This window comes from Actinopolyspora lacussalsi (genome assembly GCA_030803735.1).
Taxonomy (GTDB): domain Bacteria; phylum Actinomycetota; class Actinomycetes; order Mycobacteriales; family Pseudonocardiaceae; genus Actinopolyspora; species Actinopolyspora lacussalsi.
Map to the genome: position 1 here is coordinate 2,113,542 of JAURUC010000001.1, position 21,781 is coordinate 2,135,322.

At 68.1% G+C, this 21,781-nt stretch carries 18 protein-coding genes; 4 read left to right on the forward strand and 14 right to left on the reverse strand.

The window, feature by feature from the left end; genetic code table 11:
* Nucleotides 1–137 precede the first annotated feature (137 nt).
* Nucleotides 138–503, reverse strand: coding sequence for an Rv2175c family DNA-binding protein (locus J2S53_RS09295; RefSeq protein WP_217641598.1), 366 nt, complete (start codon nt 501–503; stop codon nt 138–140).
* Nucleotides 504–703: 200 nt separating this feature from the next.
* On the opposite strand from J2S53_RS09295, the gene pknB reads away from it, so the two are divergent.
* Nucleotides 704–2,728: a Stk1 family PASTA domain-containing Ser/Thr kinase gene (pknB, locus tag J2S53_RS09300; RefSeq protein ID WP_456240649.1), complete on the forward strand. Its 2,025-nt coding sequence runs from the start codon at nt 704–706 to the stop codon at nt 2,726–2,728.
* 136 nt (nt 2,729–2,864) lie between these two features.
* Here pknB and J2S53_RS09305 read toward each other — a convergent pair whose 3' ends face one another.
* The 4 genes from J2S53_RS09305 to J2S53_RS09320 all read right to left on the reverse strand — a co-directional run bounded on the left by J2S53_RS09305 (nt 2,865) and on the right by J2S53_RS09320 (nt 7,207).
* Nucleotides 2,865–4,304, reverse strand: a complete 1,440-nt coding sequence (locus J2S53_RS09305) for a class II 3-deoxy-7-phosphoheptulonate synthase (RefSeq protein ID WP_456242755.1) — start codon at nt 4,302–4,304, stop codon at nt 2,865–2,867.
* A gap of 280 nt (nt 4,305–4,584) precedes the next feature.
* Nucleotides 4,585–5,622: a 6-phosphofructokinase gene (locus tag J2S53_RS09310; RefSeq protein ID WP_456240650.1), complete on the reverse strand. Its 1,038-nt coding sequence runs from the start codon at nt 5,620–5,622 to the stop codon at nt 4,585–4,587.
* A 255-nt stretch (nt 5,623–5,877) separates the two neighbouring features.
* Nucleotides 5,878–6,381 carry a polyadenylate-specific 3'-exoribonuclease AS gene (locus J2S53_RS09315; protein WP_456240651.1) on the reverse strand — a complete coding sequence of 168 codons (504 nt, stop codon included), beginning with the start codon at nt 6,379–6,381 and terminating at the stop codon, nt 5,878–5,880.
* A gap of 58 nt (nt 6,382–6,439) precedes the next feature.
* Nucleotides 6,440–7,207: a lysophospholipid acyltransferase family protein gene (locus J2S53_RS09320; RefSeq protein ID WP_092979243.1), complete on the reverse strand. Its 768-nt coding sequence runs from the start codon at nt 7,205–7,207 to the stop codon at nt 6,440–6,442.
* 426 nt (nt 7,208–7,633) lie between these two features.
* Between J2S53_RS09320 and J2S53_RS09325 the strand changes: the two genes are divergently transcribed.
* Nucleotides 7,634–8,125, forward strand: coding sequence for a DUF308 domain-containing protein (locus J2S53_RS09325; RefSeq protein WP_456240652.1), 492 nt, complete (start codon nt 7,634–7,636; stop codon nt 8,123–8,125).
* Between the two features lie 92 nt (nt 8,126–8,217).
* On the opposite strand, the gene J2S53_RS09330 is transcribed toward J2S53_RS09325, so the two are convergent.
* From J2S53_RS09330 to J2S53_RS09345, 4 genes are read right to left on the reverse strand one after another with little or no spacing between them, the layout of a single operon-like run.
* Complete coding sequence (locus J2S53_RS09330; protein ID WP_456240653.1) at nt 8,218–8,736, reverse strand: hypothetical protein; 519 nt, start codon at nt 8,734–8,736, stop codon at nt 8,218–8,220.
* Between the two features lie 6 nt (nt 8,737–8,742).
* Nucleotides 8,743–9,969 (reverse strand): ArsA family ATPase, encoded by a 1,227-nt coding sequence (locus J2S53_RS09335; protein WP_456240654.1) that lies wholly within the window; start codon nt 9,967–9,969, stop codon nt 8,743–8,745.
* A 53-nt stretch (nt 9,970–10,022) separates the two neighbouring features.
* Nucleotides 10,023–10,466 (reverse strand): SRPBCC family protein, encoded by a 444-nt coding sequence (locus J2S53_RS09340; protein WP_092979251.1) that lies wholly within the window; start codon nt 10,464–10,466, stop codon nt 10,023–10,025.
* Nucleotides 10,467–10,525: 59 nt separating this feature from the next.
* The gene (locus J2S53_RS09345; protein WP_175530120.1) at nt 10,526–11,314 is read right to left on the reverse strand and encodes a metallophosphoesterase family protein; all 789 of its coding nucleotides are present in this window, start codon (nt 11,312–11,314) and stop codon (nt 10,526–10,528) included.
* 236 nt (nt 11,315–11,550) lie between these two features.
* On the opposite strand from J2S53_RS09345, the gene J2S53_RS09350 reads away from it, so the two are divergent.
* A complete protein-coding gene (locus J2S53_RS09350; protein ID WP_456240655.1) occupies nt 11,551–13,365 on the forward strand; it encodes an AMP-dependent synthetase/ligase in 1,815 nt (604 codons plus the stop codon).
* A gap of 104 nt (nt 13,366–13,469) precedes the next feature.
* Here J2S53_RS09350 and J2S53_RS09355 read toward each other — a convergent pair whose 3' ends face one another.
* Nucleotides 13,470–14,522 (reverse strand): NlpC/P60 family protein, encoded by a 1,053-nt coding sequence (locus J2S53_RS09355; RefSeq protein WP_456240656.1) that lies wholly within the window; start codon nt 14,520–14,522, stop codon nt 13,470–13,472.
* A 444-nt stretch (nt 14,523–14,966) separates the two neighbouring features.
* Nucleotides 14,967–16,361: an NYN domain-containing protein gene (locus tag J2S53_RS09360; protein WP_456240657.1), complete on the reverse strand. Its 1,395-nt coding sequence runs from the start codon at nt 16,359–16,361 to the stop codon at nt 14,967–14,969.
* A 227-nt stretch (nt 16,362–16,588) separates the two neighbouring features.
* Here J2S53_RS09360 and J2S53_RS09365 point away from each other — a divergent pair, with 227 nt between their 5' ends.
* Complete coding sequence (locus tag J2S53_RS09365; protein WP_456240658.1) at nt 16,589–18,304, forward strand: DEDD exonuclease domain-containing protein; 1,716 nt, start codon at nt 16,589–16,591, stop codon at nt 18,302–18,304.
* Between the two features lie 7 nt (nt 18,305–18,311).
* On the opposite strand, the gene J2S53_RS09370 is transcribed toward J2S53_RS09365, so the two are convergent.
* From J2S53_RS09370 to qcrA, 3 genes are all read right to left on the reverse strand, one after another.
* Complete coding sequence (locus J2S53_RS09370) at nt 18,312–18,743, reverse strand: PPOX class F420-dependent oxidoreductase (RefSeq protein WP_456240659.1); 432 nt, start codon at nt 18,741–18,743, stop codon at nt 18,312–18,314.
* A 170-nt stretch (nt 18,744–18,913) separates the two neighbouring features.
* Entirely contained in the window at nt 18,914–20,599 is a 1,686-nt protein-coding gene (gene qcrB / locus J2S53_RS09375) for a cytochrome bc1 complex cytochrome b subunit (RefSeq protein ID WP_456240660.1), read from the reverse strand.
* On the reverse strand, nt 20,596–21,780 hold the full coding sequence (qcrA, locus tag J2S53_RS09380) for a cytochrome bc1 complex Rieske iron-sulfur subunit (protein WP_092979273.1): 1,185 nt from the start codon (nt 21,778–21,780) through the stop codon (nt 20,596–20,598). Before qcrA ends, qcrB begins: the two co-directional genes overlap by 4 nt.
* Nucleotide 21,781 lies beyond the last annotated feature (1 nt).

The window sequence follows — 21,781 nt, forward strand, 5'->3', positions numbered from 1 at the left end:
GAGCCGCCGGCACGAACGCGGTCGAACCCCGGTCGGAGCTCTCCCCGGAGCCGGTACTCACACGAAGCGGAGCCCCTCCCGAAGCGGGTCATCCCGCCGCGGAAGTCCCGCACGGCCGGTTCGCACCGGCCTGTCGATCACAATGCCATGGCCTGCGCACGCCGTTTGACCTCACGGCCACGGTCACCACGCAACGCGTCGATCGGGGTGCCGGGGAGCGTGTCGTCGGGGGTGAACAGCCACTCGAGAATCTCGTCCTCGGTGTAGCCGTTGTCCCGCAGCAACGTGATGGTGCCGGGAAGCCCCTTGACGACGGAGCCCATCGTCAGGAACGCCTCGGGAATCACCAACTCACGTTCCCGGCGCATCGCGACCAACTGACCGTCACGGATCAGCTGGTGCACTCTCGTCAACGGATAACCGAGACGCTCCGCGACGGCGGAGATGGAAACCACGTCCACGTCGGTGGAAAGCACATCCGGAGCGGAAGGAACCGAACTCACACCACCCAGCTTGCCAGTACGCCGATCAGATTTCCACCTCGGTATGCCGTCCACGACGACACCGCGACCTCGCCTACCATCGGTAGCGTGTTGGAGGGTGAGTTCGGGAGGATCCGCACGAGTTGCGACGTGATGACTTCCGTCCAGGCAACCGAGACCGAGCCGATCCGAACGGGCTCCGCCCGGGCGGAGGCGAGACGATGAGCCCGGTCGATCCGAACCACGGGGCCGATCCGCACAACGGGGCCAACGGGCCGCTCGGGCACCTGTTGGAACGACGCTACCGCGTGGACGACGTGCTCGCCCACGGCGGCATGTCCACGGTTTACCGCGGACTGGACACCAGGCTGGACCGGCCGGTGGCCCTGAAGGTGATGGACACCCGCTACGCCGGTGACCAGTCGTTCACCGAACGGTTCGAGCGTGAGGCGAGGTCGGCGGCGCGCCTGCACCATCCCAACATCGTCTCCGTCTACGACCAGGGTGTGGACAGGGGGATACCGGGCGAGGACCGGCTCTACCTGGTCATGCGGCTGGTCGAGGGCGGCACGCTGCGGGACCTATTGCGTGCTCGGGGTTCACTGCCGCTGTCGGTGGCGCTGAGCGTGCTGGAGGCCGTGCTGGCCGCTCTCTCGGCGGCGCATCACGCGGGCATGGTGCACCGGGACATCAAGCCGGAGAACGTGCTGATCGGCCGCGACGGCTCGGTGCAGGTGGCCGACTTCGGACTGGTGCGAGCGGCCGCGGGCGCGGGCTCGACCAGCGGGGACGTGATTCTGGGCACCGTGGCCTATCTCGCTCCGGAGCAGGTGACCAGCGGGGCCGCGGACACCCGGTCGGACGTGTACGCGGCGGGGATCGTGCTCTACGAACTGCTGACCGGACGTCCCCCCTACACCGGTGACACGGCGCTCTCGGTGGCGTATCGACACGTCAACGACGATGTCCGCCCGCCGAGCGAACTGGTTCCCGAGCTACCGCCCGCCGTGGACGAGCTGGTGCTGCGGTTCACCCGTCGTGACCCCGCGTGGCGTCCCGCGGACGGGGCAGCCGCGCTTCGCGAGTTGCGGCAGACCCGGGACGGGATCGGGCTGGCCGGTGTTCCGGTACCGGTGCCGCACCCCGGCAGCACCGAGTCGTCCGAAGCCGACGGGCCGCCCACCGAACAGATCCCTCCGGTACCTCCCGCCGCTGTCGGCAACGGCACGACGAGCGACCCCGGGCCACGGGGAACCCGCGCCTTGCGACGCCCCACCTCCGCACCAACCCCGGAAGCCTCCGAAACCACCAACGAGTTCGCCTCGGTCCCGGACGACGACGATTCCCGGGACGGTTCCCGCCGTCGAAGCCGCCTGGCGGCCGTGGTCGGAGTCGTGGTGCTGCTGGGCGCTCTGATCGCCGGGGGTGCTTGGCTGCTGGGCGGAAACTCGTACGTGCGGGTACCGGAACTGGCCGGCTCCTCCCTCTCCGAGGCGAAGGAAGCGCTGCGCGCCAACGAGTTGGGGGCCGACGTCTCGAAGTCGTATCACAACACGGTCCCCGAAGACACCGTGATCAGTGCCGCCCCGCAGGGGGGAACCCGGATCCGCAGCGGTGACCAGGTGGAGTTGCGTGTCTCGCGGGGGCGCCCCACCGTTCCGGAGATCGAATCGGGCAGCCGGGTCAGCGAGGTGCAGAGCAAGCTCCGCAACGCGAAGTTGTCCCCGGAACTGGACTCCTCGGCCAACCGTTACCACGACAGCGTGCCGAAAGGGCGGGTGATCGGAGTCGCACCGGAACCGGGGAGCAGGGTGAAAACGAGCGGTTCGGTCACGATCATCGTCAGCAGGGGCCCCGCTCCCGAACCCGTGCCCGATGTGAAGGGCATGGACCGCGACCAGGCGTTCACCGCACTCGGCGAGGCCGGTTTCGACCCCTACGAGGCCGGGCGGGAGTTCGCCGAAGGAGTGGCGAACGGCCACGTGGTGCGGACCGACCCCTCGGCGGGCAGCGAAGTGCCGATGAGCGGTGAACCGCGGGTCGGTGTGGTGCTCTCCAGCGCGGTCGAGGTGCCCGAATTCAGGGGGAAGACCGTGGAACAGGCGCGACAGCAAGCGGCGGAGGCCGGACTGACGCTGCGGGTGGACTCGTTGTTCGGCAGGGACAACGGTCGGGTGGTGCGGCAACAACCGAGCCCGGGAAGCACCGTCAAACGCGGATCGCAGGTCAAGATCACGGCCTTCTGAGGGCTCGCCCGGCGGTGGAACCGGGTCGGGAACCGACCCGAACCCGGTTCTTCGAGGTCGGGGACCGGTCCGCGTCGACCCCCGACTACGACGGCACGGGAGGGTGCCGAGACGGCTCGGCACCCCGCGGACCTCCTCAGTCGCGCAGCATCTCGGCGATCAAGAACGCCAGTTCCAGCGACTGCTGGGTGTTGAGCCGCGGATCGCACGCGGTCTCGTAACGTCCGGCCAGGTCGGTGTCCGAGATGTCCTGCGCTCCTCCGAGGCACTCCGTGACGTCCTCACCGGTGTGCTCGATGTGAATGCCGCCGGGATGCGTTCCCAGCCGGTGATGCACCTCGAAGAAGCCCTGCACCTCGTCGACCACCCGGTCGAAGTGACGGGTCTTGTAACCGGTGCTGGACTCGTGGGTGTTGCCGTGCATCGGGTCGCACTGCCAGATGACCTGGTGTCCCGAAGCGGTGACCTTCTCGACGATGGGTCCGAGCGTGTCGCGGACCTTGTCATTGCCCATCCTGCTGATCAGGGTGAGCCTGCCGGGTTCGTTGTGCGGATCGAGCCGTTCGACGTACTCCACCGCCTGTTCCGGCGTGGTCGACGGTCCGATCTTGAGGCCGATCGGATTGGCGATCAGCTCGGCGAAGGCGATGTGCGCGCCCTCCGGCTGCCGGGTCCGCTCCCCCACCCAGAGGAAGTGCCCGGAGAGATCGAACAACCTCGGCTCCGGACCACTGGTGTCCAGCCGCAGCATCGCGCGCTCGTAATCCAGCACCAGAGCCTCGTGGCTGGAGTAGAAGTCCACGCCGTGCAGGCTGGTGTCGTCCACGCCGCAGGCGGACATGAACCGAAGCGCACGATCGATCTCGGCGGCGATGGATTCGTAGCGCTCGCCCGCCGGGGAGTTGAGGACGAAGTCCTTGTTCCAGTCGTGCACCTGCTCCAACGCGGCCATACCACCGTTGGTCAGCGCGCGCGAGAGATTCATCGTCGCGCTCGCGTTGGCGTAGGCGCGGATCATCCGGGAGGGATCGTGCGCACGGGCCTGCTCGTTGGCCACCAGCGAGTTGACCATGTCGCCGCGGTAAGCGGGCAGCCCGAGGGAGTCGGTGTCCTTGGAACGAGGTTTGGAGTACTGGCCTGCCATCCGGCCGACCTTGACGACCGGGGTGCTCGCGCCGTAGGTCAGCACCACGGCCATCTGCAACAAGGTGCGGATACCGGCGCGGATGTGCGGTTCGGTGTTGTCCGCGAAGGTCTCCGCGCAGTCCCCGCCCTGCAACAGAAACGCTTCACCGCGCGCCACGGCGGCCAGATTGCTGCGCAGCTGCTGGACCTCGGAGGGGACGGTCACCGGCGGTACGCTCTCCAGTACCGAGCGCACGTTGCGCACTTGTTCCGGGTCCGGCCACCGCGGCTGCTGAGCTGCCGGGCGGGACAGTGCATCGTCGAGACGGGTACGCAGGTCGGCCGGTAGCGGCGGGAGTTCGGGAAGCGTGTCCACCGGCACGTCGACGGTCCAGGATTTGAGACCGTCCGAAGGCGCGCCCTGAGCTGCTGTTTCGGGGTCAACGGGCATGTTGCCCAGCGTAGCGGTTCCGTCCCGCATGCTGTGATGCTGTCCCGAGTGCTGAACGGCACGCTCGATGCGAGCGGGCGGACACCGGCGACAGGTGGTCCTGGGCGATCTACCGCCCCGCGGTGCCCGAACCGCCGGGCCGGGACCGCTTTGCCGGGACCGCTTTGCCGGGACCGCTTTGCCGGGACCGCTGTAGCTACAACCGCAGGGCGTCGCCCAGCCGGGCGACGCCCGAGCGGTTGAGGCACGCTGCCACGGGCTCTCGCCGAGGCACCGCTCCTCAGCCGAACAGCGCCTGGGCCTCGGTGTAGCGGTGCAGCGGCACGGTCTTGAGCTGGGCGGTGGCCTCCGCCAGCGGAACACGCACGATCTCCGTACCGCGCAGCGCGACCATGGAGCCGAAGTCCCGCTCGGTCAACGCGTCCATCGCGTGCAGCCCGAACCGGGTGGCCAACACCCGGTCGTAGGCTGTGGGGGTCCCGCCGCGCTGGGTGTGGCCGAGTACCACGGCACGCGACTCGTTACCGGTCCGCTGCGAGATCTCCTCCGCGAGCCAGGTGCCGACACCGCCGAGCCGCACGTGTCCGAAGGCGTCCCGCTCGCCCCCCTGCAGCACCTCGGCACCGTCCTCGGGAACAGCCCCCTCCGCGACCACGATGATCGGGGCGTACTGCCGCTCGAACCGCCGGGTGACCCAGTCGCAGACCCAGTCGACGCTGAAGCGCTGCTCCGGACCGAGGATCACGTTCGCTCCCCCGGCCAGGCCGGAGTGCAGGGCTATCCACCCCGCGTGCCTTCCCATGACCTCCACCACCAACGCACGGTGGTGCGACTCGGCCGTGGTTCGCAGCCGGTCGATGGCCTCGGTGGCGATGTGCACGGCGGTGTCGAACCCGAACGTGTAGTCGGTGGCGTCCAGGTCGTTGTCGATGGTCTTGGGCACCCCCACCACCGGGACGCCCTCCTCGTGCAGCCCGTTCGCGACGCCCAGCGTGTCCTCCCCGCCGATGGCGACGAGCGCGTCGATCCGCTGCTCCGCCATGGTTCGCTTTATCCGGGCGACACCGTCGGCCTCCTTGTAGGGATTGGTCCGGGAGGAGCCCAGAATCGTGCCACCACGATCCAGTATCCGCTCGACCTCCTCGAGCCCGAGCGGCATGGTCAGCCCTTCCAGTGGTCCACGCCAGCCGCTGCGGAAACCGACGATCTCCTTGCCGTGCACCTCGATCCCTTTCCGGGTGACCGCACGGATCACAGCATTGAGACCGGGGCAGTCCCCACCACCGGTCAGCACCCCGATACGTTCGGCAGCCGACATCCCGCCTCCTCGAAACACGTCACGCCGTAGGCGTGATATTGATCTCAGCGGAAGAGCCTTTCACGGACTAAATCGGTGCAGCAAGTATCCGATCGGGCGCACCAGGTAACCAGCGGTAACGACGCAAGGGGTCACCCGGGTCGAACCGATTCGGACGACGCGTGGTTCACGTCGATCACCGCCGCGGGCCCCACCACGAGAGCCACGGGAGCCGACCACGGATCCTGCCCCCCTCACGCGTTCGAGCGGGTCACGCTACCGAGCCGGATGGCCCAGTTCCCGCATTCGCTGTTCGATCACCTGCCAGCGCCGCAGATTGTGCTTGGCGTCGGCCAGTGCGTCGTGGGCGTTGGCCGGTGGCGAGGGAAGCCTGGGCTTTCCGACGGCCTCCCACTGCTGGCGCAGATCCCGGGTGAACTTGGGGATCTTCGGCGGCAGCGCCGGCATCGCCCCCCACAACTGCGCCAACGCGACGTGATCGTAGGCGGCGTACCAGGCCCACAGTTCGATGTCGGACCTGTGGGCGGTCAGAAACCCGTAGAGCTCGTCACGAATGGTGGCCCGGGAACGCCAGGCACCGGATCCCGGGGACGGCAGCTGCGGTAACACGTGCTGGCGCACCCACGGCCCGGCGCGTTCCGCCGCGAACTCGGTGGAGACTGCGTAGAACTCCCTACCCGTCTCGTCGACCACACCGATCGACACCAGATCGATGGTGTGACCGTCCTCGATGAACTCGCAGTCATAGAAAAACCGCACTGGAAAAGGGTATGCGTCCCCGGATCGCCGGTGGAGACACCCCGCGAGTCCGCGGGGTCTAACCGGCCTTCGAGTCCGGCATCCGCTTCTCGGACTTCCCGGCTTCCTTGGCCGCCTGCCGCTCGCGCTTGCTGATCACGCGCCCACTCTCGGCGATGTCGTCCTTGGCCCGGTCGGCGTAGATGTCCACGTACTCCTGCCCGGAAAGTTCCATCAGCGAGTACATGATCTCGTCAGTGATGGAACGCTCCGCGAACCGGTCACCGGCCAGACCCTCGTAACGGGAGAAGTCGAGCGGCTGACCGACCCGGATCCGCACGCTGTAGGGGCGCCACATCTTGGAGCCGATCGGATTGACCTTCTCGGTTCCGATGGTCACGACCGGAATCACGGGCACATCGGCTTCCAACGCCATGCGCGCCACGCCGGTCTTGCCCTTGTAGAGGCGGCCGTCCGGGGAACGTGTGCCCTCCGGGTACAGCCCCAGCAACTGTCCCTCGCGCAGCAGGCGGATACCGGTGTCCAACGCGGCCTGGGCCGCCGCGCCACTGGAGCGGTCGAGCGGAACCTGTCCGACGCCGCTGAAGAAGATTCGCTTCAACGCGCCGGTGAGTCCCTTGCCGGTGAAGTACTCGCGTTTGGCGAGGAAGGTCACCCGGCGGGGCAGCATCAACGGCATCAGGAAGGAGTCGGCCACCGCGAGGTGATTGCTGACCAGAATCGCCCCACCGGACTCCGGAACATGGTGTGCGCCCTCGATTTTGGGACGGCACCACAACCTCATGAGGGGCCCCAGAAGAACGTACTTCATCACCCAGTACAGCACCGCGTCGCTGCCTCCCTCACGGCCGGATTACGTTGTCAGGGTACGGAGCCGCCATGCACCACACAATCGCGGGGCGGCATTCACGATCGGGGAACACGAGGACACGAGCACATCACGGAACCGGCGCACCACGGCGGAACGTACGCGCGGGTGAGCATGGCAGAGTGTGATTGTGCATGAACACGCGAACGAAGTGGGCGGACGAATTCCGGGAGGATTCGCGGCGTCGGTTCGGGCCACACCCCGAACACGACCTTGCCCACTCGGCGTCGAACAGCGACCCTGGGGGCGAGCGGCGCACTTCGGCGGTGCGGCGTTCGACCGAATCGTTGCAAGCACAGGCGCACCGAACGATCGGAGCACCGCGGGGGCGGTACCGATCGCTGACGAGTCCACCATCCACCGCCAGCGCGTCAGGGAATGCGTATGAACACGCGCCATGAGAACGCAGACGGCCCCGAAGACATCGACAAGGCTTTCGCGGAAATCGTGGCCGAGTTGGAGCGCGATTCCTCACTGCCGCAGTGGCCCGGCGAGTCCGGAACCGCCTCCCCGACGACTTCGGGGGGCACCGCGACCACGGGGGACGCGAGTACCGAACCACCGTCCGAAGCCGATCCGGACAGTGGTCCCCGCGACTGGGCTCCCACCGAGGCGGAGGAGGACGAGGGGCACTACGAGCCTCCGGAACCACCGCCGCTGCCCAAACCCGGAGCGAGCACCGTGGGTGGTGTCGTGCTCATCGTGCTGGGTCTGCTGACGCTGTTCGTGCCCTTCGCGGCGAGCTCGCTGGGGCCGCTGACGCTGCCGGTCGGACTGATCGCGATCAGCTGCGGCATCGGCTGGTTGCTGCTGCGGCTGCGGCAGGGCTCCCCGGAGGACGAGGACTCCGGCTGGGACGACGGGGCGCAGGTCTGACCGAGGTTTCTTCGTTCGGCCCCGCCACCGTTGGGTGGGCGGTTCGCTCGTCCGCAGGTACGGCCGCCCGGAGCGGATGACCGGCACCGCCCCTAGCTCGCCGAGTTCCGACCACGGGCGGAGTTCCCGCCGAGTACGTCGCCACGCACGCGGTTGACGGTGATCGGTCGAACCCGCGGCTCGTCCGTCGGCCGTTCGGCGGCCTCGCCCGTTCCGTCTCGGTGCGCCGCGTCGGTCGCGCCGGTTTCCCAGCCAGGGGCGGTGAACGCTTGACGCAACGAGGTCAACAGCACGAGGAGCCACTCGTACAGCCCACCCGCCGGACGTTTCGCGTTCGCCTCGCGCAGCACCGCCGCGAGGGTGCAGAACGGACACCCCACCGCCCCTCGCGCGGAGTCCCCGGCCGCGGAGTCCCCGGCCGCGGGCTCACCGACAGCGGAGTCACCCGTGACGAACTCACCACCGACCGGCCGGGTGGGGTTCTCAACGCGGGAAAGCGCCAGCAGGAGCTCCTCCGCCCGCGCCGCGAGGGCGGGCAACAACGAACGCAGCTCCTCGACGAGCCGCTCGTGCTCGCCCTCGGTCCGTGAACCGGTGTGTTCCTCGTGCAAAACCGATCACCGCATCCATTGCGCCGGGTCTGGCCGAAAGGTCACGGTCACACCGTCGTCGCCCGCGTCCGCCTCCACCGCCACGCAGCGCCGCAACACCGAGGGGAGTGTGATCAGCCGTCGGTGTCCGTCCACGGTCACGGCCAGTTCGTCGCCGATCCGGGCGAGGTCGAACTCCGCCTGTCTGCTCAGCGGCATGGCGATACGCAGGGTGTAGCGAGCTTCCGAGTCGCTTCCGCTCCCGTCGAGCTCGATCACCGGGGCGCGCTCGGCTCCCGACGTCGGGTCGGTTTCGCCGTAGATCTCGTCACCCAGGCGCAGCAGTGAGTCGCCCCCGCGGGGCTCCGTCGCGCGGTGCTCGACGGTGTGCAGCGGCAGCCCCAGTTGTGCCAGCTCACGCAGCACCTCACGTTGCTGCCCGGCGCGGGTGCGCAGCCACGCCGCCGCCGCGCCACGGGCGGAGCCGGGATCCGGCACCACGCGGTTGGCGAGCACACCGTCGACGTGAACCTGCTGCAGTGCGAGCGAGGTGAGGATACGGCGGGTCTCGGCCGCCACCAACGACTCCGGTGTCGCGACCAACCGGACACTGGTCGCCGGGGAAACGAGCAGTTCCGCCAGCGAGTTCAACCGCTCGGCGAGTCCACCGAGGGCCTCGGCGGCGGCGTCCCAGCGCTCGGTGAGATCACTGCCCGCCATTCCCGCGAGCATGCCGCGCACGACCCGACGGTGGGTGGGGAACAACCGCTCCAGATACCCGGACAGCGCTTCCGGCATGGTCAACAGGCGCAGGGTGTCCGCGGTGGGGCCGCAGTCCACGACGACGGTGTCCCACGGACCGTCGGTGGCCATGCGCCGCACCTCGGTGAGCGCGAGCAGCTCCTCCACCGCGGGCAGCCTGGTGAGTTCGGCGGCGTCGACTTCGGAAACACCCGCGCCGGCGAGCACGGTGTGCAGATGTTCCCGCAGCTCGGACCAGGCTCGGTCGAGCAGTCCGCGAGTTCGTATCTCGGCGGCGTGCAGCCGGAGCGGATCGGAGTCGGAGTCGTCCGACAGCCGCAGTGGCCGAGGTGTGTCGTCGAGTTCCGCGTCCAGGCAGTCGGCGAGCGAATGGGCGGGATCCGTCGAGATCACCAGAACCTCGCGTCCGTGCGCGGCGGCACGCGCGGCGGTGGCCGCCGCGAGCGTGGTCTTGCCGACCCCGCCTTTTCCGGTGAACATCAGAATTCGCAACTCAGGGCCTCGCTCCACCGAGCTCGGGCGTGCGGCACGCGCCCACGGGAAAACTATTCGACGGACTCCACCCGACGTTTGAGTTCCTTCAGCGCCGTATCCATGATCATTTTTTCCGCCTTGCGCTTGAACATCCCGATCATGGGGATGGACAGGTCCACCGCGAGACTGTAGGTCACCTCGGTACGTGCCGCCTCCAGCGGCCGCAGCGTGTAACTACCGCGTTGCGCCTTCTGGACCTGCCCCTCGACCAGGTCCCAGCTCACCGACAGACCGTCGGCACTCCACTGGTAGGCGAGCTTGTAGGTGTCCTTGACCACACCGGCGTCCAGCACGAAGCGAACCCGCTCGGCGACCCCCTCGTCCGTCCGTGAGAGCACCTCGGTCTCCTTGACCGCCTCCGCCCATTCGGGGTAGGCGCCGAAGTCGGCGATCACGGCCATGATCTCAGTGGCCGGGGCCTCGATCACGATGGACTGGGTGGACTGGTCGACCATGCCGCGCAGATTACATGTCGACCGTGCGGGCACCGGCACTGGCGGGAGCGGTGAAAGGTTCACCACCGCAGCACATAGGGCTGCCCCCGCTGCTTGAAGTGCCCCACGTTGACGCACTCGGTGGGCCCGACACGCGTGCGAGTGGCCAGTGGCTGGTGCACGTGACCGAACAGCGACCAGCGGGGACGGTCGTGTCGGATCCGCCGCAACGCACCGGAGGAGCCGTGCTCCGGTCTGCGCGCCACCACGTCGTAAACCAGTTCGGGGATCCGCGGCGGCACGTGGGTGCAGAGCACGTCGACCGGACCCATCCGGTCCAGCACCTCGTCGAACTCCGCCTCGGTACGCAGGTTCGGCACCCACGGCAGATCGCGCCGCAGCGTACCGCCCGGTGGCAGCAGGGCACCGCCCGCGAATCCGAACCGCAACCCGCCGATCTCGACGCTCTCGCCGTCGAACGCCCGGACGCCGTCCCCGGTGAACTCGGGCCAGAGGGTCGGATCGTCCACGTTTCCCGCCGTGGCGTAGGTCGGAGCCGTCATCGCGGCGAACAGCTCGGCGTACTGCTCGCGGACCGCTTGGCGCACCACGGTGGCCGGCTCGGAAAGGCTCTCCCACAACGAACGCAGATAAGCACCGATCTCCGGTCCCCGGTTGTTCCGACGCAACCACGCGAAGTGCCCGACCTTCTCCCGCCCGAACACGGCACCGAGTATGCCCTTGTCATGGTCGAGATAGTCCACGAAGTCGATCAGATCACCGAGTACGATCAGCGCGTCGGCACCCTCTCCGGCCCGTTTGAGGTCCTCGACGTTCCCGTGCACATCCGAGACCACGTGCACCCGCAAGTTGTCTCCGTTCGCCGCTGAGTCCGCTACCCGACCAACCTAACCGCCCGAGGTGTGCTCGAACGAACCAACCCGGGAGGAGCCGGACGCGCGCGGCGCGACGCTTGCGGCAACAATGCGGGATACGACACATTCCGGCCTCCCGGCACAATGTCGAGGGCACGGGGGGCTACCGCCCAGTAGCGCTCGGGGTTAGGTTGTCCATCACAATTTGGCGTGCTTTCGGAGGATGTAACGTGCGAGAGTTCAGCGCCCCCGCCACTGTCACGGTGGCCGCCGAGGAGAACCTCACCGACATGGTGTGGGCCAACGCCGAGCGATTCGGCGACGCGGTCGGCTTCCGCCGCAGGGTGGACGGCACCTGGGTGGATGTGACCACGGCCGAGTTCGCCGCGCAGGTGCTCGCGGTGTCCAAGGGGCTCATCGCGGCGGGTCTGCGACAGGGCGACCGAGTGGGCTTGATGTCACGAACGCGGTACGAATGGACCCTGTTCGACTTCGCGATCTGGTCGGCCGGTTGTGTGACCGTGCCCATCTACGAGACCTCCTCGGCGGACCAGATCGAGTGGATCCTGGGCGATTCCGAGGCTCGCGCCCTGATCGTGGAGACGCCCGAGCACCGCGCCGAGGTGAACACGATCATCGGCAACGTCACGGGCGTGGAACACGTCTGGCAGATCGACGGGCCGGTCGAGGAGGACCGTTCCACGGCGGTGGCGGAACTCACCTCCTCCGGCGCGGAGATCGAGGACGAACGAGTCCACGAACGCAGGCGCTCGGTCGGCGCCGAGGACACCGCCACCCTGATCTACACCTCGGGCACGACCGGCAGGCCGAAGGGCTGCGTGCTGACGCACCGCAACATGCTCGCCGAGGTCCGTGGGGATCTCGACGCGTTCCCGCAGCTGATGCGGCCCGGGAACTCGATGTTGATGTTCCTGCCGATGGCGCACGTGCTCGCCAGGGCGATCACCATATCCAGCGTCTACGCCCGGCTGACCCTGGGGCACACCAGCGACGTGAAGGATCTGGTCAACGACCTGGGCTCGTTCCGGCCTACCTTCGTGCTGGCGGTGCCGCGGGTCTTCGAGAAGGTCTACAACACTGCCAAGCAGAAGGCGCACAGCGAGGGCAAGGGCAAGATCTTCGATGCCGCCGAGGCCACCGCGGTGGCCTACAGTCGCGCCAAGGCCGAATCCAGCGGCGGTCCGGGACTGGTGCTGCGGGCCAAGCACTTCGTGTTCGACAAGCTGGTCTACAGCAAGCTGCGTGCCTCACTGGGAGGCCGCTGCGTCGCCGCGGTCTCGGGGGGTGCCCCGCTCGGCGAGCGGCTGACCCACTTCTACTTCGGTGTGGGAGTCCCGATCCTGGAGGGCTACGGCCTGACCGAGACCACCGCGGCGGCGGCGGTCAACGTGGAGGAGGACTACCGGATCGGCACGGTCGGCAAGCCCATCGCCGGAACCACGATCCGCATCGCCGAGGACGGTGAGGTGCTGGTCAAGGGCGACGTGGTCTTCCGGCGCTACTGGAACAACGAGGCGGCCACCGAGAACTCCCTCGAGGACGGCTGGTTCCACACCGGAGATCTCGGCTCACTGGACGAGGACGGCTTCCTGCGCATCACCGGCCGCAAGAAGGAGATCATCGTCACCGCGGGTGGCAAGAACGTGGCACCGGCCGTGCTGGAGGACCACATCCGCGCCCACCCGCTGATCAGTCAGTGCATGGTGGTGGGTGACCAGAAACCGTTCATCGGTGTGCTGGTGACGCTGGATCCGGAGTTCCTGCCCTCCTGGCTGGCCGAGCGGGGGCGTCCCACGGACACCCCGGCGAGCGACCTCGCCGAGGACCCCGAGATGCGTGCCGAGGTACAGCGGGCTGTCGACGAGGCCAACCAGGCGGTTTCCAAGGCGGAGCGGATCAAGCAGTTCCGGATCCTGCCGAGGGACTTCGCCGAGGACCGGGGAGAGATGACCCCGAGCCTGAAGGTCAAGCGCAACAAGGTCGCCGAGAACTACGCCTCGGAGATAGCCGCCATCTACTCCTGATTGAAGTTTCCCGATCGGATCGGCGGGGCGGGGCACTTCGATGACGTGCCCCGCCCCGCTTCGTCCGTCACCGAAGGGGCGGCTTCCGGGTGAGTGTGCCCGGATCAGCCCACCACGCGACGCATCCGGTTGATCGGAGCGATGTCGCCGTAGGGAACCACCTTGACCACCTGGCCGCTGGTGGGTGCGTGCACGGCCTTTCCGTTGCCCACGTACATGGAGACGTGGCTGACCGGGCTGTAGTAGAAGATGAGATCGCCCGGCTGTAGCTGTGATGCGGAGATCGGCTGCCCCACCTGTGCCTGGGCGCTGCTGGAACGCGGCAGATCCACCCCTGCCTGAGCGTAGGCCCAGTACATCAGGCCCGAGCAGTCGAACTGGCTGGGGCCCTCGGCCCCGTACACATAGGGCGAGCCCTGCTTGCCCAGCGCCGCCTGTACGGCGCCGGAAGCCGAGCCGGCACCACCCGCGTACTCGTAGTTCGTCTCCCCACCGCCGGTGTAGGACTGCTCCTCCTCGGCGGTCAGCTCCGCGAGCTGCTCCTCGACCTCGGCGATCCGATCCTCCATCGCCGCCTTCTTCTCGGCGATCTCGTCCTGGAGTTTCTTCGCGTCGGCCTCTGCCTTGGCCGCTTGTTCCTTGGCCTGCTGGGCACTCTTCTTGGCGGCCTCGGCCTGCTGGGTGGCCTCGGAGAGTTCCGAGACCGCGTTCTGCTTGTCGCGGGCCAGTTCATCCAGGATGGACGCGCGGTCGAGGAAGGCGTCCGGCGACTCGCTCGACAGCAGCGCCGAGATCTGGTTCATCCTGGATCCCTGGTAGACGGACTTGGTCAGTTCGTCCACCTTGCCGCGGAACTGCTCCTCCTTGGTGTGGGCCTGCTGGAGAGTCTTTTCCGCTTCGGCGGCCTTTTTCTTCGCCTTCTCCAGATCGGCGAGGCGAGCCTCGTGGTCGTCCTTGGCCCGCTTGTACTTCTCGGTGAGCTTCTCCGCCTTGTGGGAGAGATCCTGCAGCTGTTGGAGCGCCTCGGAACTGTTGTCGGGAAGCTCGGGGTCCGCCATGGCGGGTGCGGAGCTCACGGTGACGGCGGTGGCAACCGCCGTGGCCGTCAGTGCTCCCCGCATAGAGCGTTTGAGTGCGTGCGAGGCCACGTCGCGCATTGCTCCTTCGTCCACTCGGTCGCCCTCCGGGAGAACGCTTCCACGGCGAACGCTGGAATCCATCGGCGACGGCGGGCACGCGAGAACGACGTACCGGCGCACCACCACGGTGCGGGCCGTTCGAGCCGACGGCGCGTCCGGGAGGGTTCCCGGGCCGGCTCCCCCGACGAGCCGATCAGGCGACAACTCCGCGGAGCCACCCGGTTTGGGCAACTGATCGCCGCGAAGTCTCGGTTAGGTTACGAGAGGTCGCCCGCACAGTCCAGAGCGGGGGGGCGTAATACGACAGAATGTGATCGATTCATCTGACCGAGTGAGATTTTACGTCGCTGAACTTCCGGGCGGCGTCAATTTCTCGCGAAATCGCCGCGCCGCCGATGCCAGCGGCACCGGCTCACCACCCGGCGAACCGCTCCAAGCTAAAGGAATCACCATCATGCGGTATCAGAGTGGATTGACGCGCTCCAGGAGCGTGGCGGACGCCACGGCGTAAGCCCCCCTCCTCCGCACCGAGGTGACCACTTCACGATCGGAGGTGGCCACCACGATCTGCCGCCCGGCGGGTTCGGCGTCGACCAAATCGCGAATCACGTCGTCGGCCTGGACCTCGGGCTCGCTGAACAGCACCCGCACCCCGCGCGGCCCCGTCCTGGGGACCGAGACGACGTTGGCACCGTCGAAGACGACGGTCACCTCGGCGCCCGATCTGGCCGCCAGCACGGCCAGCTGGTGCGCCAGCCGGTCACGCTGCTCGGCCAGCGGGATGTCCGGATAACCGGTCTTGGTGACGTTGTAACCGTCCACGACGAGATGCACCGCGGGCAGCGCCAGCAACCGGTCCAGCGCGGCGGCATCCGGCACGTCCGCCGTGACGGCGGTGTGGGCCCGAACCCCACCCACGGTTTCCGCGGGCAGTGGGCCGCCACCGGCTTGCCCGCGTCTGGTGGGCCCCAGTTCACGCCGCAGACCGGCGATCGATCCCTCCAACGTGTCCAACAACAAGGACAACCTGACCTCGTCCCCTCGCCTGGCCTCACGGGCGGACTGCTGTGCGGTCGCGGCCTCGTGGTCGGAACGCTCGGCCCTGGCACGCTCGTCGGCCGCCCTGGCCCGGTCCCGGTCCCGTTCCGCGGCGAGGTCGGCCAGTTCGCGGTCCTTCTCCTCGACCACCCGCTCCAATTCGGCGGTGAGCCGCGCCACCTCGTCCTTCTGCTCCTTCAGCCGAACGCCCTGCTGGCGCAGCCGGTTGCGCAACCGGTCGGCATCGGAGCTGTTGTGCTGTTCGGCCGAGCGCGCGAGCCGGTTGGCCTCGTCGAGCTCGCCACGCAGCCGCTCGTTGTCGGTGGCTAGTCTCTCCGCGCGCGACACCGCGGCGTCGTGCTGCTCGCGCAACTTCCCGTGTTCCACGCGGTGACCGATGAGCTCGACGTAGTGGGCGGCGGTGACGCTGTTGAGCAGCACGGCCGCCGTGGCCGCCCCCAGCGGGTCCGCCTGCTGCTGTTCCAGCGCCGCGGGCTGTTTCCTGCGGCACCAGTCCAGTACCGCCGCGCGGAACACCGACGAGTCCCGCATCGCCACCAGCAGATCCGACTGGCCGAGTTTGGCGCGTTTCGCGGCGGCGAACCGCATGACGGGACGCAACCGCATCGGGACGTCACCGGGGCGCATGCCGCCCAGCGCGGCAGCGGCCAGCTCGGCTATCCGACCCCGCAACGGCCCGGGGAGCTCGTCCCAGTCGACGGACTGCTCCTCGTGACTCACGGTGAGGTCGCTCGCCGTCTCGGGACCCTCGTTGGCTGCTTGGGGGTCGACGTTGTCGCCCGATGTCGGCGGTATCACTCTTCCAGGCTAAGTGCTGCCCGTGCGGATGCCCGCATCCGGCGGTTTCCCGTGTCGTGTTCCGCTGCTGCCTAGGTTCCCGGCACGCACTCCGGATTCCACTCGGCGGGAACGGAACACGGCCACAACCCTCAGCCACTCCCGGTCCTCGAAACCACGCCGTTCCTCGAACCCCGGGAACGGCCTGCCCACCGGCCCCCACGTGGGAGGGCATACCGTCGTAGTCGATGAGCCGGTTGCCGCAGGACCCGCAGCTGTCCTTCGAGGAGCTGGGACAGCCGCTGCGGGACGTCAGTTTCGTGGTACTGGACCTGGAGACCACGGGCGGTCGCGGTTCCTCGGACGAGATCACCGAGATCGCGGCGGTCAAGGTGCGTGGTGGGGAAACCGTCGGCGAGTTCTCCACCCTGGTCAATCCCGGGCGGCCGATCCCGCCCGGCATCGTGTCCATCACGGGCATCACCGACGAGATGGTCGCCGAGGCACCCGCTGTCACCTCGGTGCTTCCCTCCTTTCTGGAGTTCTGCGCGGGAAGCACACTCGTGGCCCACAACGCGAGCTTCGACACCGGATTCCTCCGGGCCGCGTGCGAACGCGCTGAACTGCACTGGCCCAAACCACCGGTGGTGTGCACGGTCCGGTTGTCCCGTCGGGTGCTCTCCCGCGAGGAGACACCGAATCACAAGCTCGCGACGCTCGCCCACGTGCTCGGCGCGCGAACCGCGCCGCGACACCGCGCACTGGACGACGCGCGGGCCACGGTGGACGTGTTGCACGCCCTGCTGGAGCGGGTCGGCACACACCACGTGTACTCACTCGAGGACCTGCTCGACTTCCTACCGGAAGTGACCGCGCGGCAGCGGCGCAACCGCACGCTGGCCGAGGGGCTGCCGGACACACCCGGTGTTTACCTCTTCCGCGGCCCGAATGAGGAGGTGCTCTACATCGGCACCGCCACGAACCTGCGCAGACGAGTGCGCCAGTACTTCACGGCGGGAGAACGACGCGGCCGGATCCGCGAAATGGTCGCGCTGGCACACCGGGTCGAGCACGTGGAGTGCGCGCACGCGCTGGAAGCCGAGGTTCGGGAGCTGCGGCTGCTGGAGGCGCACCAGCCGCGCTACAACCGGCGGTCCAAGTTCCCACGAGCGGTCTGGTGGGTCTCGCTGACCGATGAGATGTTCCCACGACTGACCATCACCCGAAAACCGAGGCCCGCCGCGCTGGGTCCGTTCCGCGGCAGGAACACGGCCAAGAACGCGGTGGAGGCACTGCAGGACGCCACACGGTTGCGCGGCTGCACCGACCGCATTCCGGTGGCGGGATCCCGGCAGCACCCCTGTGCCGCATACGAGATGGGGCGCTGCGGGGCTCCGTGCGTCGGCCACGAGGGGGTGGCCGAGTACGAAGCACACGTGGTGCCGGTACGGGAGGTGCTGTCCGGCAGCGGCGACTCCGCGCTGCGACGGCTGCGGGCGACGATCGGGGACCTAGCCGAGGAACAGCGCTTCGAGGACGCGGCGACGCATCGGGACAGGTTGGTCGAGCTCGTCCGGGCCCTGGACCGCGGGCAACGACTGGCCGCGCTGGCGGCGATACCGGAACTCGTGGCGGCACGGCCGGACGGCTCCGGTGGCTGGCTGTTCGCGGTGGTGCGGCACGGCAGGCTGGCCTCGGCCGGAACGGCTCCGCGCGGGACCGCGCCCATGCCGGTCGTGGACCGACTCCAGGCCGCGGCCCAGACGGTGTTGCCGGGGCCGGGCCCGCTGCGCGACGCCCCGGTGGACGAGCTGGGGGCGGTGTACCGCTGGCTCACCGCCGAGGACTCCCGCATGGTGCGCTGCGAGCTCCCCTGGGCCGAACCCGCCGGTGCCGCGGGAAGCTGGCGTGAGTGGGCGAAAGCAGCAGCGACGGCGCGTACCCCCTACGAGGGTGCGGACTGACCCGAGCTCAGGCGTCCTGTTCGGACAGATCACCGCTGGTGACCACTCGCGTCGGACGCAGGGAGACCGCCAGCTGGCCGGGTCCCGCGATCTTGCCCGCCACTCGGTCCACTTTGCCCTCGGCCACGTAACGTGCGGCGACAGCGGTGGCGACCCGGAGTACCTCACCGTGCTCCGCCGTGGTCTCGGTGATGCCCTGAACCTGCACGAAGGTACGGCCGCTCTGCTCGTCGACGCACATCGTCAGCCGCGGATCCCGCGCTATGGCCGTCCCCTTGGCGCTGTCGGCGGCGGTGTTGAACACGATCCGGTCGCCGTCCACGGCGAACCACACCGGCACCACCAGCGGCCTGCCGTCGGCACCCAGGTAACCGACCTTGCCGGTACGTCCCCCTTCGTCGAGGAAGGAACGAACCCTGCCCGAAGTGATCGTCGTCATGATTCCCACGGTAGTGCCGCGGCACGACTCGGGCACGCCGCACGGCGGCGGGTCCGGGCAAGGCGGGTCCGGAGAAGACGGGGTCGGAGAAGACGGGTCCGAACGAGAAACGTCCCGGGGGTGTGGGAACCACCCCCGGGACGGGTACTCACGGATTCAACGCCGCGAGCTCACTCCTCCGGTTCGCGAGCCTTGCCACCGACGAGCTCGCCCCGCTCGGATTCCTCGGACTCCACGGACTCCTCCTCCGAGGTGACCGCGTGTTCCTTGGCCCGAGCGTGCTCCAGTGCGGCGGTCTCGACCGAGGGGTCCGGCTTGAGCCAACCGCCCTCGACGGGCTTGCCCGCGGCGCCGAGCTTGTTCATCTTCTTCGGCACCGGCGCACCCTGGTACTCCAGCTCCTCCGGGTGGCCGTGGTCGTCCACCGGACCGAGCGGCTGGTGCACCTCGACGAACTCACCGTGTGGCAGCCGCTTGATGATCCCGGTCTCGATGCCGTGCTCCAGCACTTGGCGGTCGGACTTCTGCAGCCCGATACAGATGCGGTAGGTGATGAAGTAGACGATGGGTGGAGCGATCAACAGCCCGATCCTGCCGATCCAGGTCATCGCGTTCAACGAGATGTCGAACATGAACGCGACGATGTCGTTGACACCCGAGATCATCAGGACCGAGAAGAACGTCAGCGCCATCATGCCCAGGCTGGTACGCACCGGAACGTCACGGGGACGCTGCAACAGGTTGTGGTGCGCCTCATCCCCGCTGAGCTTGCGCTCGATGAGCGGATAGGCGAGCGCCACGGTGAATATCATCCCCATGAACAGCACCGTCGGGAAGAACACCGCGGGGATCGTGTACTCGCCCCACAGATAGACCTCCCAGGCCGGCCACAGTCGGCTGGAACCGTCGGTCCAGATCATGTACCAGTCGGGCTGCGAGGCCGCCGAGACCTGCGAGGCGTTGTACGGCCCCAGGTGCCAGATCGGGTTGATCTGGAAAATGCCACCCATGATGGCGGTCACACCGGTGACGACGGCGAAGAAGCTGCCCGCCTTGGTCGCGAACACCGGCAGGATCCGCACGCCGACGACGTTGGTCTCCTTGCGGCGCACCCCGGGGAACTGGGTGTGCTTCTGGTACCAGACCAGCGCCAGGTGCACCGCGATCAACCCGAGGATGATCCCGGGCAGCAGGAAGATGTGCATCATGTAGAAGCGCGGGATCAGCTCGGTGCCGGGGAACTCCCCGCCGAACAGGACCCAGTGGATCCAGGTACCGATGACGGGGATGGACATGGTGATCCCCGAGGCGATCCGCACACCGGTGCCGGACAGCAGGTCGTCCGGCAGCGAGTAGCCGGTGAAGCCCTCGAACATGCCGAGGATGAACAGCAGGATGCCGATCATCCAGTTGGTCTCCCTGGGACGCCGGAAAGCGCCGGTGAAGAAGATCCGCAGCATGTGGGCCACGATCGAGGCCATGAACAGCAGTGCGGCCCAGTGGTGCACCTGCCTGGCGAACATTCCGCCACGCACCTCGAAGGAGATGTCCAGTGTGCTGGCGAACGCCCGGGACATCTCGATGCCGCGCAGGTTGGTGTAGGCCCCCTGGTACTGCACCTCGGCCATCGACGGGTCGAAGAAGAACGCCAGGTAGGTACCGGTCAGCAGCAGCAGGATGAAGGTGTAGAGCGCCACCTCGCCGAGCAGGAACGACCAGTGCGTCGGGAACACCTTGTTGATCTGCCGACGAAGGCCCGGCGCTGCCTGGAACCGTTTGTCGACCTCGTCGGCCTGCTGACCGGCGGCACGCTGCAACGCACCTTCCGACTTGGTCGGGGTAGTGATCGAACTCATGAATTCCGCTCCCAGTAAGCCGGGCCGATCGGCTCGATGAAGTCGCTTCGCGCCACGAAGTACCCTTCCTCGTCCACGGTGATCGGCAGCTGCGGCAGCGCCCGTGTCGCCGGCCCGAAAACAGGCTTGGCGTAGCTGTTGGCCACGTCGAACTGCGACTGGTGGCAGGGGCAGAGCAGCCGGCCGGTTTGCGCCTCGTACAACGAGGTGGGGCAGCCCAGGTGGGTACAGATCTTCGAGTAGGCGTAGTAGTCGCCGTAGTTGAAGTCTTCCTGGCCCTTGCGCTCCACCGGCGAGTCACCCGGCCGCAACCGGATCAACATGGTCGGGTTGTCGGAACGACGCAACGCGTGCAGCAGCGCTTCCTCATTGTGCCGTTCGGACTCGCGGAACGGGAAGACCGTCTCGAAACCGCCCGGCGAGAGGTCCTGCGGGCGCACCAGGGAGATGTCGTGCGGATCGCCGGTGTTGCGCCGCAGGTACACCTTCTCGTCGTTGGTCTGCAACCAGCCGGTGTGTTGCAGCGAGTCCGCACCGGTCTCCGCCCAGGGGTTCTTGACCATGCCGCCGAGCACGAGCACCCCGGTTCCCAGTCCGAAGGCACCCGCGCCGAAACCCGCGGTCCGCTTGATCATGGAACGACGCGCGATGGTGCTGCGGTTTCCCGCGTCCGCGAGCTCCGCGACGGTGGTCTGCCGGTCCAGTTCCGAGGAACCGTGCCCGTCGTGTCGCTGCTGCACCGCAGTTTCGTGCGGCATGAACTTCTTGGAGTACAGGATGGCGCCGATCCCCACCGCCAGGATCGACAACCCGAGGAAGAAACCGATCAACGGGTTGTACAGCGAGTACAGGAAGTGTCCCCGCTCGTCGACCAGCGGATTGACGTAGCGCCAGGGCCAGAAGATGAACACGCCGATGAAGGCCAGTGCCGACAGTCCGGCCAGGGAGAACCAGGCCGCCACGGCGCGCTCGGCGCGCCGCTCGGCGCGGGTTCCCTTGACCGGCCACGGGTCCGGGTACTCGACGAGCTCGACGTCGTCCTGGGCCAGCCCGAGCCGGACCTTCTCGTCCCTGCTCATCTCCGCGAGCTCGGCGTCCGTCGGGTTGGCGCCCCGGTTCCCGGCCGCTTGCTCGCCGGAGGTGTGTTCCTCGTCGTGCTGTCCGCTGCTGTGTTCGCTCATA

Excerpts from the sequence above, each read along its gene's own strand:
- J2S53_RS09365 (WP_456240658.1), top strand. The coding sequence starts at position 16,589 with ATGAGCCGGTTGCCGCAGGACCCGCAGCTGTCCTTCGAGGAGCTGGGA.
- J2S53_RS09305 (WP_456242755.1), bottom strand. The coding sequence starts at position 4,304 with ATGCCCGTTGACCCCGAAACAGCAGCTCAGGGCGCGCCTTCGGACGGT.
- J2S53_RS09340 (WP_092979251.1), bottom strand. The coding sequence starts at position 10,466 with ATGGTCGACCAGTCCACCCAGTCCATCGTGATCGAGGCCCCGGCCACT.
- J2S53_RS09310 (WP_456240650.1), bottom strand. The coding sequence starts at position 5,622 with ATGTCGGCTGCCGAACGTATCGGGGTGCTGACCGGTGGTGGGGACTGC.
- qcrA (WP_092979273.1), bottom strand. The coding sequence starts at position 21,780 with ATGAGCGAACACAGCAGCGGACAGCACGACGAGGAACACACCTCCGGC.
- pknB (WP_456240649.1), top strand. The coding sequence starts at position 704 with ATGAGCCCGGTCGATCCGAACCACGGGGCCGATCCGCACAACGGGGCC.
- J2S53_RS09355 (WP_456240656.1), bottom strand. The coding sequence starts at position 14,522 with ATGCGCGACGTGGCCTCGCACGCACTCAAACGCTCTATGCGGGGAGCA.
- qcrB (WP_456240660.1), bottom strand. The coding sequence starts at position 20,599 with ATGAGTTCGATCACTACCCCGACCAAGTCGGAAGGTGCGTTGCAGCGT.
- J2S53_RS09325 (WP_456240652.1), top strand. The coding sequence starts at position 7,634 with ATGAACACGCGCCATGAGAACGCAGACGGCCCCGAAGACATCGACAAG.
- J2S53_RS09370 (WP_456240659.1), bottom strand. The coding sequence starts at position 18,743 with ATGACGACGATCACTTCGGGCAGGGTTCGTTCCTTCCTCGACGAAGGG.